Origin of the sequence: Marinimicrobium sp. C2-29 (assembly GCF_038419845.1) — a bacterium.
GTDB lineage: Bacteria > Pseudomonadota > Gammaproteobacteria > Pseudomonadales > Cellvibrionaceae > Marinimicrobium.
Genome location: NZ_JBCAQT010000003.1, coordinates 171,592 through 187,187, shown reverse-complemented (window position 1 = coordinate 187,187; position 15,596 = coordinate 171,592). Strand labels below are relative to the sequence as shown.

At 60.9% G+C, this 15,596-nt stretch carries 17 protein-coding genes and 1 tRNA gene; 8 read left to right on the top strand and 10 right to left on the bottom strand.

Annotated elements, in window-relative coordinates; all coding sequences use genetic code 11:
* Window position 1: 1 nt before the first annotated feature.
* The 4 genes from fabD to AAE484_RS04385 form a co-directional block, all read right to left on the bottom strand.
* Window positions 2-949 carry an ACP S-malonyltransferase gene (gene fabD, locus AAE484_RS04400; protein WP_341937220.1) on the bottom strand — a complete coding sequence of 316 codons (948 nt, stop codon included), beginning with the start codon at window positions 947-949 and terminating at the stop codon, window positions 2-4.
* 70 nt (window positions 950-1,019) lie between these two features.
* Window positions 1,020-2,021: a phosphate acyltransferase PlsX gene (plsX, locus tag AAE484_RS04395; RefSeq protein ID WP_341937122.1), complete on the bottom strand. Its 1,002-nt coding sequence runs from the start codon at window positions 2,019-2,021 to the stop codon at window positions 1,020-1,022.
* Window positions 2,022-2,059: 38 nt separating this feature from the next.
* Window positions 2,060-2,242, bottom strand: a complete 183-nt coding sequence (gene rpmF, locus AAE484_RS04390; protein WP_341937121.1) for a 50S ribosomal protein L32 — start codon at window positions 2,240-2,242, stop codon at window positions 2,060-2,062.
* Between the two features lie 41 nt (window positions 2,243-2,283).
* A complete protein-coding gene (locus tag AAE484_RS04385; protein ID WP_341937120.1) occupies window positions 2,284-2,823 on the bottom strand; it encodes a YceD family protein in 540 nt (179 codons plus the stop codon).
* 132 nt (window positions 2,824-2,955) lie between these two features.
* On the opposite strand from AAE484_RS04385, the gene AAE484_RS04380 reads away from it, so the two are divergent.
* A complete protein-coding gene (locus tag AAE484_RS04380; RefSeq protein WP_341937119.1) occupies window positions 2,956-3,555 on the top strand; it encodes a Maf family protein in 600 nt (199 codons plus the stop codon).
* Here AAE484_RS04380 and AAE484_RS04375 read toward each other — a convergent pair.
* The gene (locus tag AAE484_RS04375) at window positions 3,532-4,173 is read right to left on the bottom strand and encodes an HAD-IA family hydrolase (protein WP_341937118.1); all 642 of its coding nucleotides are present in this window, start codon (window positions 4,171-4,173) and stop codon (window positions 3,532-3,534) included. The two genes, AAE484_RS04380 and AAE484_RS04375, sit on opposite strands and share 24 nt — an antisense overlap.
* A 106-nt stretch (window positions 4,174-4,279) precedes the next feature.
* Complete coding sequence (rluC, locus tag AAE484_RS04370; protein ID WP_341937117.1) at window positions 4,280-5,290, bottom strand: 23S rRNA pseudouridine(955/2504/2580) synthase RluC; 1,011 nt, start codon at window positions 5,288-5,290, stop codon at window positions 4,280-4,282.
* Window positions 5,291-6,122: 832 nt separating this feature from the next.
* On the opposite strand from rluC, the gene rne reads away from it, so the two are divergent.
* The 7 genes from rne (at window position 6,123) to AAE484_RS04335 (ending at window position 12,095) form a co-directional block, all read left to right on the top strand.
* Window positions 6,123-9,482, top strand: coding sequence for a ribonuclease E (gene rne / locus AAE484_RS04365; protein WP_341937116.1), 3,360 nt, complete (start codon window positions 6,123-6,125; stop codon window positions 9,480-9,482).
* Window positions 9,483-9,586: 104 nt separating this feature from the next.
* A tRNA-Ser gene (locus AAE484_RS04360) sits at window positions 9,587-9,677 on the top strand.
* Window positions 9,678-9,889: 212 nt separating this feature from the next.
* Window positions 9,890-10,573, top strand: a complete 684-nt coding sequence (locus AAE484_RS04355) for a Bax inhibitor-1/YccA family protein (protein WP_341937115.1) — start codon at window positions 9,890-9,892, stop codon at window positions 10,571-10,573.
* Between the two features lie 113 nt (window positions 10,574-10,686).
* Complete coding sequence (gene tusD / locus AAE484_RS04350) at window positions 10,687-11,079, top strand: sulfurtransferase complex subunit TusD (protein ID WP_341937114.1); 393 nt, start codon at window positions 10,687-10,689, stop codon at window positions 11,077-11,079.
* 1 nt (window position 11,080) lies between these two features.
* A complete protein-coding gene (gene tusC, locus AAE484_RS04345) occupies window positions 11,081-11,443 on the top strand; it encodes a sulfurtransferase complex subunit TusC (protein ID WP_341937113.1) in 363 nt (120 codons plus the stop codon).
* Window positions 11,444-11,447: 4 nt separating this feature from the next.
* Window positions 11,448-11,759 (top strand): sulfurtransferase complex subunit TusB, encoded by a 312-nt coding sequence (tusB, locus tag AAE484_RS04340; protein ID WP_341937112.1) that lies wholly within the window; start codon window positions 11,448-11,450, stop codon window positions 11,757-11,759.
* A gap of 12 nt (window positions 11,760-11,771) precedes the next feature.
* Window positions 11,772-12,095 (top strand): TusE/DsrC/DsvC family sulfur relay protein, encoded by a 324-nt coding sequence (locus tag AAE484_RS04335; protein WP_341937111.1) that lies wholly within the window; start codon window positions 11,772-11,774, stop codon window positions 12,093-12,095.
* Window positions 12,096-12,127: 32 nt separating this feature from the next.
* On the opposite strand, the gene AAE484_RS04330 is transcribed toward AAE484_RS04335, so the two are convergent.
* From AAE484_RS04330 to AAE484_RS04315, 4 genes are all read right to left on the bottom strand, one after another.
* The gene (locus AAE484_RS04330) at window positions 12,128-13,498 is read right to left on the bottom strand and encodes an alanine/glycine:cation symporter family protein (RefSeq protein ID WP_341937110.1); all 1,371 of its coding nucleotides are present in this window, start codon (window positions 13,496-13,498) and stop codon (window positions 12,128-12,130) included.
* A 34-nt stretch (window positions 13,499-13,532) separates the two neighbouring features.
* Window positions 13,533-14,531: a D-cysteine desulfhydrase family protein gene (locus AAE484_RS04325; RefSeq protein WP_341937109.1), complete on the bottom strand. Its 999-nt coding sequence runs from the start codon at window positions 14,529-14,531 to the stop codon at window positions 13,533-13,535.
* Between the two features lie 70 nt (window positions 14,532-14,601).
* Window positions 14,602-14,931: a preprotein translocase subunit YajC gene (yajC, locus tag AAE484_RS04320; RefSeq protein WP_341937108.1), complete on the bottom strand. Its 330-nt coding sequence runs from the start codon at window positions 14,929-14,931 to the stop codon at window positions 14,602-14,604.
* Window positions 14,932-15,068: 137 nt separating this feature from the next.
* Window positions 15,069-15,512, bottom strand: coding sequence for a helix-turn-helix domain-containing protein (locus AAE484_RS04315; protein ID WP_341937107.1), 444 nt, complete (start codon window positions 15,510-15,512; stop codon window positions 15,069-15,071).
* Between the last annotated feature and the right edge of the window lie 84 nt (window positions 15,513-15,596).

The window sequence follows — 15,596 nt, the reverse complement described above, 5'->3', positions numbered from 1 at the left end:
GTTACTCACCTCGGCTCTGTTGCAAAACCGCCTGAACCTCATCAGGCGACTCCATGGACATTGTAGAGAGTGTTTTATCGATACGCTTGTTCAGGCCCGACAACACCTTGCCCGGACCGCATTCGACGGTTGTGCTCGCGCCCCGGGCAACCAGTGCCTGAACGCACTCGACCCAACGCACAGGGCTGTAAATCTGCTCGATCATCAACTGCCTGATCGCCGCGGGGTCCGACTCGGTACGCGCGTGCACGTTATGCACCACGGGAATGCTCGGCGCCCGGAATTCGGTGTCGGCTATGTGCGGGGCCAGGCCCTCGGCGGCCGGCTTCATCAGGCTGGTATGAAAAGGGGCGCTCACCGGCAGTGCGAGCGCCCGCTTGGCGCCGGCGGTTTTGCACAGGGCGGTCGCGCGCTCCACGGCGGCCGACGCGCCGGCAATCACCACCTGGCCGGGAGAGTTGAAGTTCACCGGGGAGACCACTTCGCCCTCGGCCGCCCGTTCACAGGCATCAATGATCTGCTGATCGTCCAGACCGATAATGGCCGCCATACCGCCCTGCCCGGCCGGTACCGCCTCCTGCATGAGCTTGCCGCGCCGCTGCACCAGAGCCACCGCATCGGCAAAGTTCACGACATCCGCTGCCACCAGCGCCGACCATTCACCCAGGCTGTGTCCGGCCAGTACGCCGGGCACGGGACCGGATTCGGCCTGCCAGACGCGCCAGACGGCCACACTGGCCGCCAGTAACAACGGCTGGGTCCGCTCGGTCAGGTTCAACTGCTCCTGGGGGCCTTTTTGTACCAACTCCCACAGATCGTACCCCAGCACCTGGGACGCCTCGGCAAAGGTTTCCTGCACCTGACCGTACTGGTTCGCCAGGTCGGACAACATACCGACCTTCTGGGATCCCTGCCCCGGGAAGACGAATGCCAATGCTTCTTTATCCATAGATTGTTCAGCCATAATCTCCACCTAAAATGCTACTTTCGATTGCCTTGAACCGACCCGTGAAGGTCCTCTATTCATGCCCGCCCAGTCGAAGCTGGGCCGCGATTCTGTCTATGACTTCGCACCGAACCTGGTCGATGGCCACCTGTAGCGCCTGGCGAAACGCCGCGGCATCCGCCCCGCCATGGCTTTTGATCACCGGCTGACGCAGCCCCAACAGGGTCGCCCCGTTGTAAGCCCCCGGACTGAGCTCAGAGCGCCAGTGGCGGATCAGCGGCGTCAGCGGCAGCAGGAACAACCGGTACCACCAGCGCGCCCGCATTCCCGATTCGATTTTCCGGCCGATCAGGCGGGCGACGCCTTCGCTCGCTTTGAGCGCGACATTACCGGTGAAACCATCAGTGACCACCACATCGGCCCGTCCCGTGTAGATCTCATCACCTTCAACATAGCCCAGATAATCCAGCCGCGTATCCTGCAGCAACAGATCGTTGGCGGCCCGCACCCAGTCGGGCCCCTTGCCCGCCTCGACTCCAACATTGAGCAGACCGACCCGCGCCGGTCGATCCAGAACCGAGGAGGCCAGCGCCGAGCCCATCAGGGCAAACTGGTGCAGCTGCCGGGGACTGGCCTGCACATTCGCCCCCAGATCCAGCATGTAGGTACACCCGGTGGCGACCGGCATGGACTTGCAGATGGCCGGCCGCTGGATGCCCGGCAGAGCCTTTAACAGATAGCGCCCCATCGCCATCAGGGCGCCGGTATTGCCAGCGCTGACACAGGCCTGGGCCCGGCCGGTGCGAACCAGGTCCAGCGCCTGCCACATGGAGGACTCACGCCCGCGACGCAACGCGGCACGCGGGTCATCCGTCATGGCGACTCGGGCGGGAGCATGGTGCAGGGTGACTGTAGCCGGGAGAGAATCAGATGACAGCAGCGGCTCGAGTGAATCGCGCGCTCCCACCAGAATAAAACTGACGTCGGGAGTCTCGGCGGCCAGCTGGAGCACCGCCGAGATAGCAGTGCGGGGACCTAAGTCCCCGCTCATAGCGTCTACCGCTATACGAATCATCTGCGAGCCACTAAGGTGCGCTCAAAGGAAGACGAATCTTACTCTTCGCCGACCTTGTCGACCACTTTCTTGCCGCGGTAAAAACCGTCGGCCGTCACGTGGTGACGGAAGTGCTTCTCACCGGTGGTCGGATCCACGGACAGAGCCGCGCTGGTCAACGCATCGTGTGAACGACGCATACCGCGCTTGGAACGGGTTTTACGGGTCTTTTGTACGGCCATGATAATCTCCTATTGAGAATAGCGTCTGGAGCCGGGGCGCCTCACTTTTTCGGCGAGCCCTTGAGTTGCTCCAGAACCTGAAACGGGTTTTTCTCCGGTTTGACTTCTTCCACCGGCTCTCCACTGCTGAGCAGACGCTCATCAATGCAGGGCTCGGGATGCAGAGCCACCGCCGGCAAACTCAGCAACATTTCCTCCTCTACAATCGTGTAGAGGTCGGTGTTCCCATCCTCCGGCAGAATCCAGGGATCGAGCCGCCGCGGCAGGCGTTTGGCATCCTCTTCCGAGCGCACAATCGCCAGCTCGACCACGGCTTCTATGGGCAGCGTCACGGCCCCCAGGCAACGTTGACAGGTAAAATCCACGTCGGCACTGGCGCGCCCTTCCACTACCAGCTTCCCTTCCTCGCTGATATCAAACGCCAGGTCTACCTTCGCCTGAGCGCCGGACTCCAACACCAAACCCTGTATCCGCCGCATCTGATCGACCGGCAAATAGCCGCTCAATCGGACGCCCTGTTGCGCAAATTTGCGCGGGTCGCCCAGACGCGGCAAGGGCTTGTCATAGGGGGCTGAAAACATAAGCGCGCAATAATAGGGATAAGCGGAGGCACTGTCAAAGAAAAAAGCGCCTTCTGCCACGAATCAGGGGCCTTTCGTCTACAATACCGCCTCAAAGCCCTCCTTCCAACCCACTTTCTCAAGGGACAGGCCATGCTCCGACTCCTTCTAGCCTCCAGCTCACCCTACCGCCGACAGCTATTGGAGCGACTGGGGCTGCCCTTTGACTGCCAATCACCGGACATCGACGAGACCCCGGCCCCGGGCGAACCGCCGGAAGCCCTGGCGCGCCGCCTGGCACAAGGCAAGGCACAGGCGCTGGCCACCCCACCCCCCACCGATCAGTTGATTATCGGCTCCGACCAGGTCGCCTGCCTCAACGGCAAGACGCTGGGCAAACCCGGGAACCACACCAACGCCAAGGCGCAGTTGGCCGCCGCCAGCGGCCAGACTGTCACCTTTTATACCGGACTGTGCCTGCACGACAACCGGACCGGCCGGAGTGAAACCCGGTGCGACACCTACCGGGTCCACTTCAGGACGCTGAGCGAAGCCCAGATTGAAAGCTATCTTGCAAAAGAAACACCCTACGATTGCGCCGGCTCATTCAAAGCCGAGGGCCTGGGCATCCGGCTGTTCGAGCGGATGGAGGGTACCGACCCGAACAGCCTGATCGGGCTGCCACTGATTGCCCTGACGGACCTGCTGCTCAGCGCCGGAGTCGACCCGCTACAACCGCTCCCAGGTCATTAGCTCGGAAAAGTTGTCCAGACACAGCGCCGGATCAAAGGCGTGCAACCGATGAATTTCGTGGGCCCCGTAGCTGACCGCGATGCGATCCATCTGCGCGCGCCGCCCCATATCCATGTCGTACTCAGTATCGCCGATCATCACCGCCTCTTCCGGCTCGCCTTTCAGCTCGTCCAGCAACTGGTGCAGCATGAGCGGGTGTGGCTTGGAGGCCGTCTCGTCGGCGCAGCGGGTTGCATGGAAAAACCCCTGCAGGCCCATGGCCTTGAAGATCCGGTCCAGCCCCTGGCGGCTTTTGCCTGTCGCGACCGCCAGATGGTGCCCGTCGTTCTGCAGACGCGTGAGCGTCTCCATCACGCCGGGGAACAGTCTGGAGGGCTCGGCCTGATCCACTTCCAGGAAGTTGACCCGATAGCGGTCACGCACCCGGGCATGGTCTGCTTCGGTGGCTTCGGGAAACAATTGTGACAGCGCCTCGGGCAGCCCCAGGCCAATGATGTTGTGCACCGTTTTTGCTTCGGGCACCGACCAGCCCAGATCGCGCGCCGAGGCTTGCATGGCCGTGGTGATGGTCGCCGTGGAATCACTCAGGGTGCCGTCCCAATCAAAAATCAACAACAATGATGGTTACCTCGTCTCTGTGTTCATTCGTATTCATACGGAAAACCGGGGAATCCAGCTTACCGGGAGTGCCGGGCAACGCATCAGTCCCGGATAACCGCCAATATCAACGGTCGCCGGGCAGTGTCGCCAAAACCTGGGCCAGGTCATCCGCCAGGGGTGCCGAAACGCGGGTCTCGGTGGTTTCACCCGGCAGATAAAACCCCAGCTCCGCCGCGTGCAGAAACAGCCGCTTGACCCCCAGGGCCCGCCAACGCTGATTGGCCCGATCGTCACCGTACTTCTCATCACCCACCAGACGGTGCCCCACCGACTGGGCGTGCACCCGAATCTGATGGGTCCGGCCCGTCACAAGGCGAGCCTCCACCAGGGTCGCATCCGCGTAGCGCTCCAGCACCCTGAAATAGGTGAGGCTCGGCTTGCCCTCCGGGTGCACCTTGACGATGCGATCGCCTTTGATATCAAAGCGCATCAGGGGCGCATCGACTTTTCGGCGCTGCTCCGGCCAGCGGCCCAGCACCAGAGCCTGATAGACCTTGGTGAAACCGCCGTGGCTTTTGTCCCGCAAAGCCGCCTGCAGATGGCGGAGCATACTGCGCTTCTTCGCCACCATGATGCACCCCGAGGTATCCCGATCCAGACGGTGCACCAGCTCCAGAAAACGGGCCTCCGGGCGCAGCTGGCGTAAAACCTCAATCAACCCCAGGCTGATACCGCTGCCCCCGTGCACGGCCAGACCCGGCGGCTTGTTGATGACCAGGAGCCCCTCGTTTTCAAACAGAATGGCATCGCTGAGCCGGTGCATCAGCTGATCGCTGGGTTTGGGAGGCGCGGCTTTGGCGGTCGTGCGCACCGGCGGGACGCGCACCAGATCGCCATCGCGGAGGCGATAGTCCGGCTTTACGCGTCCTTTATTGACCCGCACTTCGCCTTTGCGCAGGATATTGTAGACCCGCGACTTGGGCACCCCTTTGAGGCGGGCCATCAGAAAGTTGTCCACCCGCTGTCCGGCCTGATCGGCATCGATCGTCAGCCACTGCACCTGGGTGGGCGCAGACTGGGTGGGCGTCGACGGTGAGGGACGGCGGTCGGGCTGGGGCGTATTGGATTTGGTCATAGCCCGCCATGATAGCGCAAACGCCCCGGCCCGGCGATGACCAAGCGACACCAGCGGCGGGCCCACCGGCCTGCCAGCACCCCCTGATTGAAGCCTATTGCAATTACTGTTATATTCAGCCCTGCTGGGACAGGCAGGTTTCCGGACAGGTAATTACAGGTAGCCGTTATGGATGCCGAGCGTAGAGGCCTGTCGCTAGGAAATACCGCTGACAGCAACCGGCCGCGCCCAACCGGAGAGACGTATTCCCTCCCGGAGGTGGCGGCCAGAGAACTGACAAACTGGTGTTACCGCACAAGAGCCCCAGGGCCTGCGTGAGCACCCCATGACCATCGCGCCAACAGCGTGATAGCCATTGTTGATACTGTAAGTGTTTTTAGAGCTCTGATTTCCGCGCATTGCCGTCACAGTGACGACGCGCTCCCCGACGGGTACAAAGCCCAGGTCGCAGAGGTCTGGATGAGGCCGAACATCAGGCCACACCTCTCGATTGGGATCGCGGCCGTGCTGACACACCAAGGTGACGACCATGCCTGAGACAAACCGGAGACTTCCGTTGAACCTGGCCACCGCCAGACTGGACAACGCAAGCCCCGAACCGAGATAAGAGTTTCATGGAGCAGGATTGCATGACAATCAAGGCACCACCGAGCCCCCGCGTCCCACCGGCCATGAGCCAACGGTGGGTCGTTGCCCGGTGCCAGCCTCTGCCCCCAACCGCCGGTGCGAGCTGAACTCTGGCGCACCCGTTCACATGGTTGTATAAACACCACAGCGTTAACCCTGGTTATTCCGTTTGCCTGGCGCCCGGACTAACAATATTAGGTAACGCATGAAAAGAATGCTCATCAATGCAACTCAGCCCGAAGAGTTGCGCGTCGCCCTGGTCGATGGCCAGTGGCTGTACGATCTGGACATCGAAAACCGCAATCGAGAGCAGAAGAAAGCCAACATCTACAAGGGCAAGATCACCCGGGTTGAACCCAGCCTGGAGGCCGCCTTTGTTGACTACGGCGCCGATCGCCACGGCTTTCTGCCCCTCAAAGAAATCTCCCGCGAGTACTTCACCAAATCTCCCAACGACGGGGACGGCCGCGTCAAAATCAAGGAAGTGGTCAAAGAAGGCACCGAAGTCATCGTGCAGGTGGACAAAGAGGAGCGCGGCAACAAGGGCGCTGCCCTGACTACCTTTGTCAGCCTCGCCGGCCGTTACCTGGTCCTCATGCCCAACAACCCGCGCGCCGGCGGCATCTCCCGGCGTATCGAAGGCGACGACCGCTCTCAGCTCAAAGAAGCGCTGGGCAGCGTCGAAATCCCCTCCGGCATGGGCATCATCATCCGCACCGCCGGCGTGGGTCGCACCGGCGAAGAGCTCCAGTGGGACCTGAACTACCTGCTGCAGCTGTGGGAGTCGATCGACAAGGCCGCCAAAAGCGCCCCCGCGCCCAACTTCCTGTTCCAGGAAAGCAACGTCATCATTCGGGCCATTCGCGACTACCTGCGCCAGGATATCGGCGAAGTCATCGTCGACAACCAGGAAGCCTATGATCTGGCCAAGGGTTTCATCCAGCAGGTGATGCCCAACTTTGGCAGCCGGGTCAAGCTGTACACCGACGACATCCCCCTGTTCAATCGCTACCAGATTGAGAGCCAGATCGAGACCGCCTTTCAGCGGGAGGTCAAACTCCCCTCCGGCGGCTCGATTGTGATTGATGTGACCGAGGCCCTGGTCTCCATCGACATCAACTCCTCGCGCGCCACCAAGGGCAGCGACATTGAAGAAACCGCGCTGCAGACCAACGTGGAAGCGGCCGACGAGATTGCCCGCCAGTTGCGCCTGCGCGACATGGGCGGCCTGATCGTCATCGACTTTATCGACATGCAGCCCGCGCGCAACCAGCGCGAGGTGGAAACCCGCATGCGCGACGCCCTCACGATGGATCGGGCCCGGGTACAGGTGGGCCGGATCTCCCGTTTTGGCCTGCTGGAAATGTCCCGCCAGCGCCTGCGCCCCTCTCTGGGAGAAGTGCACTCCAAGGTATGCCCGCGTTGTAATGGCCAGGGCACCATCCGCGGCACCCGCTCGCTGGCGCTGTCCATCCTCCGCCTGGTGGAGGAAGAGGCCCAGAAAGAGCGCAGCGCCGAGATTCGGGCGATTGCCCCCCTATCGGTCGCGACTTATCTGCTCAACGAAAAACGCAAAACCATTTCCGACATTGAACGGCGCAACACCACCCGTGTGGTGGTGGTTCCCAATGCCGAAATGATGACGCCGCATTTTGAAGTCCAGCGCTTGCGCGATGACGACGAGGGCACACTGGAGACAAGCTACAAGATTGTCGCCTCGGTGGATGAACACGCCGAAGAGGAGGCCGAAGCCCAGGCCAAGGCGCCACCACCCCCTCAGCCCGCTGTTCAGCCTGCTGCCCCCTCTCAACCGGCACCGGCGCCGGCCCAGGAAAAACCCGTAGCCGTCAAACAACCGGGACTGTGGGAGCGGTTTGTAACCGGACTGAAAAATCTGTTCGAAGACGACGATGACAGCGACACGTCCAAAGAGCCCGGACGTGGCCACCAGCGCAGCCGTCAGGGTCACAAAGACAGTGGCCAGAGTCGCAGTCGCCGTGATGGTGGCAATCGCCGCAACAATCGTCGCGATGGCAGCAATGCCAAGCGCGATGGCGACAGCAGTGACAACACCGGTAACCAGGGCAACCGCAACCGCTCGGCCCGCGGTGGTCGCAACCGTCGCGGCCCCAAGCCGGACGGTCGTCAGGGGCAGGACAACAAGCCCGAGAACAAGCCCGAGAACAAGGCGGAAAACAAACCGGATCAGCAGGATCAGCGCGAGCGCGACGCCCAGAACAAGGGCAGTGACAACAAGCGCCCCGAGCCCAAAAAGTCCGACGCACCGAAGCCCGAAACCAAAGCCGCCGAAGCCAAGGAAAGCGACCTGAACAAAGGTCAGGACGACAGCGCGTCGGAATCCGGACAACCGGACAATCGTCCGCCCAAGCGTCCATCGAATCGCCGTCCGCGCTCCGGCCCGCGTCGGCGCAATCGTCGCGAGCTGCCGGATACCGTTCTGGAGCATGCTGAGCAGGCCCAGGGCGACAACCAGCCGGCCAAGCAGAGCGAGGATAAAAGCACCGACACCAAAACGGAGCGTAAACCTCAGGCTCGCGACAAGGCGGACCCGCGCCAGGAGGACACCAAGTCTCCTGAGTCACAGCCCCCGAAAAGCGACCCCAAAAGCGTGAGCTCTGACAAAGACAGTCAGACGGATGACGGCCAGGCGCCCAAAAAGCCGAAGGCACCGGCAAAAGACAGTGAGTCGGCAGGCGAAGCGGATGCCGCACCGCAGGCGCAACCCAAGGCAAAAACCGAGGAAGAGCCCCAGAGTAAAGGCGAAGCCAAAGAAACCAACACGGCCGCACGCTCAGACAGCGAGCGCCCTCGCACTCACCAGGTCAGTCAACGCCAGGTGGGCGAGCCCCCGCGGTCACAGCCAGCCGAGAGCAAACCGACGAAGCCGGCTCAAGATTCTGAGGAGCCGGCATCGGCTGACACGGCGACACCAGAACCGAAACGCCCTGCAGCGGAAAAACCCGCACAGGCCAAGCTGGATCTGGAGCAGCAGGAAAAGGAATCGTTGCCGACCGCCGATGCCACTTCAGGCAAAACGACCGAAGCACCGACCGCCGATAAAACGCCGGCCAGTCATCAAGAAGAGACAGAGGGTTCGGTCACTTCGGCTCCGGTTGACAGCCCGGCGCAACCCGCTGAAGAAAAAACGACAGAAGAGCCCGAGGCGGTGAACACTGCTGAGGAGACAACAGCGGACGCTGAAGCGGAGCAGCCATCAGAGACAGCTTCAGAGTCACCGGTCAGCGAGCCGATCCAGAGCCGGGAGACAGCCCCTGCTGCGGAAAAAGCTCAGCCGGCAACACTCGACAACCAGGGCTCACCCAAGCGTGCCTCCAATGATCCACGCCTGGCACCCAAGGCGAAGGCTTCTGCGGAAATCATCACCGAGACGCTGCAGCGTGCGCCCGGCCAGGCACTTGATACCAGTCAGCCACCGGCTGTGCAGCATCAGCCGCGGCCACTGACCCGCCCGGCCAATGACCCTCGCGCCAAGGCGGCGGGAGCGGCTTCGGCGGCCACGAGCGAACCCAGCCAGGGCGAATAAAAAAACAACCGGGTACGACCGCTGAAAAACGGTCGTACCCGGTCAGTTTTTTTGGCCTAACCCCTTGTTCCCAAAGAAAAGCCCTGTATAATTTGCCCCTCTTCGGAAGGGTGGCAGAGCGGTTGAATGCAGCGGTCTTGAAAACCGCCGTAGGTTAATAGCCTACCCAGGGTTCGAATCCCTGCCCTTCCGCCATATTAAGAAGGCCACCCCAATCGGGGTGGCTTTTTTTATGCGCGGAACCCTGACAAAAGGGCAAGTGCCTGAGCCCGCAGGAAGCGACTTTTGTCGAGAAATGTTAATGAACCTAACGCCCCACCGGCAGTCTATAATGAGTGCTTGGCAAGTCAGCCCAAGGTTTGTATGATCGGCAGTAAGCTAATTACGGCCATTAATGGAGAAATGCAATGCAACAGCTCTATACCCGAAATGCTCGTGCCGAAGTCGGCAACAGTGTTGAGGTTAACAAAGTCCTGCGCAACACCTACATGCTGCTGGCTTTGACACTGGCGTTCAGCGCCGTCACTGCGGGCATTGCCATGGCGGCGAACATGTCTCACGGCATGGGCCTGATCATGAGCCTTGTCGCCATTGGTCTGGTGTGGTTTGTCCTGCCCAAGACCGCCAACTCTTCCAAAGGTCTTCTGGTGGTGTTTGCCTTTACCGGTCTGATCGGTGCCAGCCTGGGGCCCATCGTCAACTATTATATGTCCATGTCCGGAGGCACCTCCATTGTCATGCAAGCACTGGGCGGCACGGCGGTCATCTTTTTCGCTCTGTCGGGTTACACCCTCACAACCCGCAAGGACTTCAGCTTCCTGCGCGGCTTCGTGATGACCGGCCTGATTGTCATGATCGTCTGTATGCTGGTCCTGATGGGTGCGTCCATGTTCGGCTTTGATGTCTCGGCTCTGCACCTGGCCTTCTCGGCCGGTATTGTGCTGCTGATGTCAGCACTGATCCTCTACCAGACCAGTGCCATCATTCATGGTGGCGAGACCAACTACATCATGGCCACCACATCGCTGTACCTGTCCATCATCAACCTGTTCACCAGCCTGCTGCATCTGCTGGGCGCAGGTAACGAGTAACAGGCGCCTGAAAGTCAGGCCCTGGTGGTCTACTGGAAGCCCCGCCCTGCGGGGCTTTTTTGTAGCAGAACGTTTCCAAACGCCACAAGCGATCGCAAGCCGGTATTATTGACATGAAATTCGCCCTGGCCATCCACGCGGCCCCTTTCAGTTCCAGTGCCAGTCAAACCGCACTGAAGTTCGCCCAGGCACTGCTCGCCGAGGGCCACGACATTTACCGTGTGTTCTTCTATCAGGACGGAGTACACACAGCCAATGAATTGGTCTGCCCGCCCCAGGACGAGCAGAACCTCTGCCGTGAGTGGCAGAGTCTGGCCCGAGCTCATTCCCTGGATCTGGTCGTGTGCATCGCGGCCGCATTGAGGCGCGGCGTCCTCAACGCCGAGGAAGCCGAACGCTACGACAAAGCCGCGCAGAACCTGGCGCCGACGTTCAGCATCAGCGGACTGGGACAGTTGCTGGATGCCGCCGTGAAATCGGATCGACTCGTCACTTTCGGGGCCTGATATGAGCCAGCAACTGCTATTCGTCTGTCGCCACTCCCCCTATGGTGGGAGCAACGCCCGCGAAGGGTTGGATGCCATACTGGCGTCGGCCGCTTACGGGCAGGATATCGGGGTATTGTTCATCGACGATGGGGTTTTCCAGCTGTTACCGGACCAGGCCCCGGCGAGTCTGCCCCAGAAGAATTTAAGCGCCAATCTGTCGGCTCTGCCCCTATACGAAGTAGAACGAATTTATGTACACTCTGAGTCCTTACGCGAACGTGGCGTGCCTTTCGACTCGTTAACCCTGGAGGGACTGCAAGCGGTCAACTCCCACGAAGTGGGCGTGCTTTTATCCGGGCACGAACAATTGTTGAGCTTCTAGCCTCATGAGCACTCTGCACACTGTCAACAAATCTCCCTTCGAGCACCAGACGCTGGCGAGCTGTGCCCGTGTGTGTCTCGATGGCGACTGCGTGCTACTGCTGGAAGACGGTGTCTACGGAGCGCTGGCCGCCAGGGCGCCGACCTGTGCCGACCTGAACGGACTGCTGCAGCGCGGTATCGCCATATTTGCGCTTGAAGATGATGTGGTGGCCCGGGGCCTGACCGGACAGCTCCTCGATACCGTTACCCTTACCGATTACCAGGGGTTTGTGAAGCTGTCTCTGGAGCACCAGACCATCCAGAGCTGGTACTAGAGCGTGGGTTTGATGTCAGAGGGCCGCGAGGTGGCGACCGACAAGGAAGGCTACCTGACCCGCCTGGAAGACTGGAGCCCGTCCGTAGCGGAGGCACTCGCAGCCGAAGCGGAGATTGACCTGGGCCCGGAACACTGGGAAATCATCGAGTTACTCCGGGAGTTCTACCGGGAGTTCGAGCTGGCCCCCTCCATGCGCCCACTGGTCAAACGGGTCGCGCAGAAGCTGGGCGAAGACAAAGGGCGCAGCATTTATCTGATGCGCCTGTTCCCCCCCAGCCCGGCCAAAGTGGCCTGCAAGATCGCCGGCCTGCCCCGCCCCAATAATTGTTTCTGACCTCTTCTGATCTTCGGGCCACCGGCGTTCGCTCAGAGCCCCAGCGGTTCGGTTTTACGATTGGCAAAATACTCCCGGGTCAGACTGACCACCACGCCGGAAAGCGCCAGCAGTGCAATCAGGTTGGGGATGGCCATGAGCCCATTGAGAATGTCGGCGACAATCCATACCAACCCCAGGCTCATATTGGCCCCCAGAGGAATGGCCAACACCCAGAGAATCCGGAAGGGCGTGACGACCCGCTCACCGAACAGGTATTGAGCGCAGCGTTCGCCGTAGTAACTCCAGGCCAACAGGGTGGTAAAGGCAAACAGCGACAGACAGATGGCGATCAGCTGACCACCGAAGGGAATGGTGCCGGAAAATGCGGCCTGGGACATCCCCGCCCCCTCCGCGCTGCCCTGCCAGGCGCCGGTGACGATAATCACCAGACCCGTCAGGGTACACACCACCAGGGTGTCGATAAAAGTACCCAACATTGCGATCAGACCCTGACGCACCGGGCTGTTGGTTTTGGCGGCGGCATGGGCGATAGGGGCACTGCCCAGCCCGGCCTCATTGGAAAACACCCCGCGGGCGACACCGAACTGAATGGCCATCATGATACTGGCACCGGCGAAGCCTCCCGTGGCGGCGGTGCCGGTAAAGGCCGAGTCCACCACCAGGGCGAGCGCGGCGGGAACCGCCGGCAGATGCAGTGCCAGAATCGAAAAACCGGTCAGCAGATACAGCAACGCCATCAGCGGCACCAGTTTACCGGCCACATCAGCCAGGCGCTTGATGCCGCCGATCAATACGCCTCCGACCAACACCATCAAGACCGCACTGGTCACCAGGGGATGCACCCCGAAACTCCCGGATAATGCATCGGCGACGGAATTGGCCTGCACGGTATTGCCGATGCCGAATCCGGCCAGCCCACCAAAAACCGCAAACAGGCCACCGAGCCAGACCCAGCGTTGGCCCAGGCCGTTTTTGATGTAATACATAGGCCCGCCCACATGGCGGCCATTGTGGTCGGTCTCGCGGTAGTGCACGGCGCAGACCGCCTCGGCGTATTTGGTGGCCATACCCACCAGCGCGCTGCACCACATCCAGAAGAGCGCACCCGGTCCACCCAGACCGATGGCTGTCGCCACGCCGACAATGTTGCCAGTCCCGATCGTGGCCGAAAGCGCGGTCATCAGGGCATTGAAGGAGCTGATATCCCCCTCTCCCCGGGAGTGGCGCCCTCGGGCCAACTGGCCAAACGCCATTCCGATGCGTCTCAGAGGCATGGCCCGCAGGCGTACCATCAGAAACAACCCGGTCCCCAGGATCATGACCAACATGAACTCACCCCAGACCAGGCCGCTGACCGCACCGAGCCAGGCCTCCAGACGATCGATCACTGTGGTTTCCATGCGCACTGCCCTCGTTAGCGTAGAAATTGCCCCATCAACATTCGTTTAACAGTTGTTCCCCATAGGGAAAGAGTCCGAAGATACCGCCCGTGTGAACAAACACCAGATCCCGGCAGCCATCAAACCGGCCTTTCTCGATTTCCCGGATCAGGCCGTGAAAGGCCTTGCCGGTATAGACCGGGTCCAGCACCAGCCCTTCAAGCCGGGCCAGTCTGACAATGGTCGCGAATACCTCGCGCCCGGCGCGAGCGTAACCCGGGCCGATGTACTCATCCAGTATCAGTGGCTCGGCAAAGGGCTCGGGAAGGCTGATCCCGCAATCGCTGACCATAGCCTGGCGGTCGGCCCGCACCTTGAGACGAAAGGTTTCGGCATCGTCGCAGACCGCCATTCCCATCACCCCGGTCCGGGGAGCATAACTTTGATGCCCGACAGCCAGGCCGCCCAGAGTGCCGCCGGAACCCGTGGCGCTGACGACCCATTCGGGGCTGATACCCTCGCGGCGATAGTCATCGGCCAGTTCGCGGCTGGCATCGATGTAACCCCAGATACCCAGACCATCGCTCGCGCCGGTGGGGATGATCCAGGGCTTATGGCCCGCCTGGCGAAACTCCTCGGCCCACTGCTCCAACAAATCCTCGAGCTCGGCCCGGTATTGCGCGGGCGGGAACCGTCGGATTTGAGCCCCGGCAAGTGAATCCAGCAGACTGTTGCCATCGGTCATCGGTCCGGTATCGCCGCGCAATACCAGCGCGGTTTTGAAACCCAGCTGCGCGCCCAGCAAGGCCGTCGCCCGACAGTGATTGGACTGCAGACCGCCACAGGTGATCAGGGTATCGTAATTTTCGGATCGGGCCCGGGCGAGCACAAATTCCAGCTTGCGCAGCTTGTTGCCCGTGAGTGCACAGTGGGTGAGATCATCGCGCTTGACCCAGAGGCGCGGGCCACCCAGCTCGGCCGACAGTCGGTCAAGGGGTTGCAGAGGTGTGGGAGTGAGCGCCAGAGACAGTTTGGAAGGGAAAGGCAGTGTCATCTCGGGCTCCGCAATGGGTGACGGCGAGAACAGCCGGGGCGGACATCGGCCCGCTCCGGCCAGAGGATCCTTAGATCGACTTGATGGTGCCCTTGGGCAGCACAGCGTGAACAGCGACCTTCTGGAACTTCTGTTCAATGTTCTCGCCGGTTTCCAGCACCACGTAGTTGTCGTCCACTTTGGTGATTTTACCCAGCAGACCACTGGTCATGACCACTTCGTCACCCTTGCTCAGCGACGCCACCAGGTTCTGGTGCTCTTTCTGACGCTTGCGCTGCGGGCGGATGATGAACAGGTACATAAAAGCGAACAGCCCGACAAACATCAGTATCGTGACAATCGGGTTACCCTGGGGAGCAGCGGCATCTTGAGCCATAGCGGCGGGAATAAAGAAATCCATGTAACAAGCCTCTTTCGTCTGAGTCTGAAAAAGGGCTAACTCTACCTTGTTTGGCCGGGGCAGGCAATTACCGGGAGGGGCTTACAGTAAAAACCCCGGTCGGCTGGCGCTCGACCGGGGACAGGGGGAACCGTCAGCTAGACGTAATCGCGGAACAGCTTGCGGAAAACGCTGGGGGACAGTCCCGTCCAACGCTTGAAAGCGTTGGTGAAACTGGTTCGATCAGAAAAATCCAGTGATTTGGATACCGCATCGACACTCATATGTTGATCTATCAGAAACCTGATAGCGTAATTGAACCGAAGACTGTCACGCAGTTGGGCAAAGTTCTCGCCCTGCTGCTGCAATCGACGCTGCAAAGTGCGCTTGGACAGGTCCAGGTCTTCGGCGATGTAATCTATCGCCAGCGGATCCTGCCCGACGCGCCGATGAAGAACATCCAGTACCTTGGCGGCCACCCCCTCTGCAGGAGGAATTTTCGCCAATTCCAGATATTCATGGTAAGACCGAACTCCGGGGGTTGCAAAGGACCGGACGGGTCCTTCACTGACTCGATCATCTATACGCTGTAGCTGAATCATACAGGCCTCTCCTTCTGCCAAAAACTCTGGGCATTAATTGATTTAGTTAGGTCTCGATTCCCGCGATGACCGAACCGCCAGAAA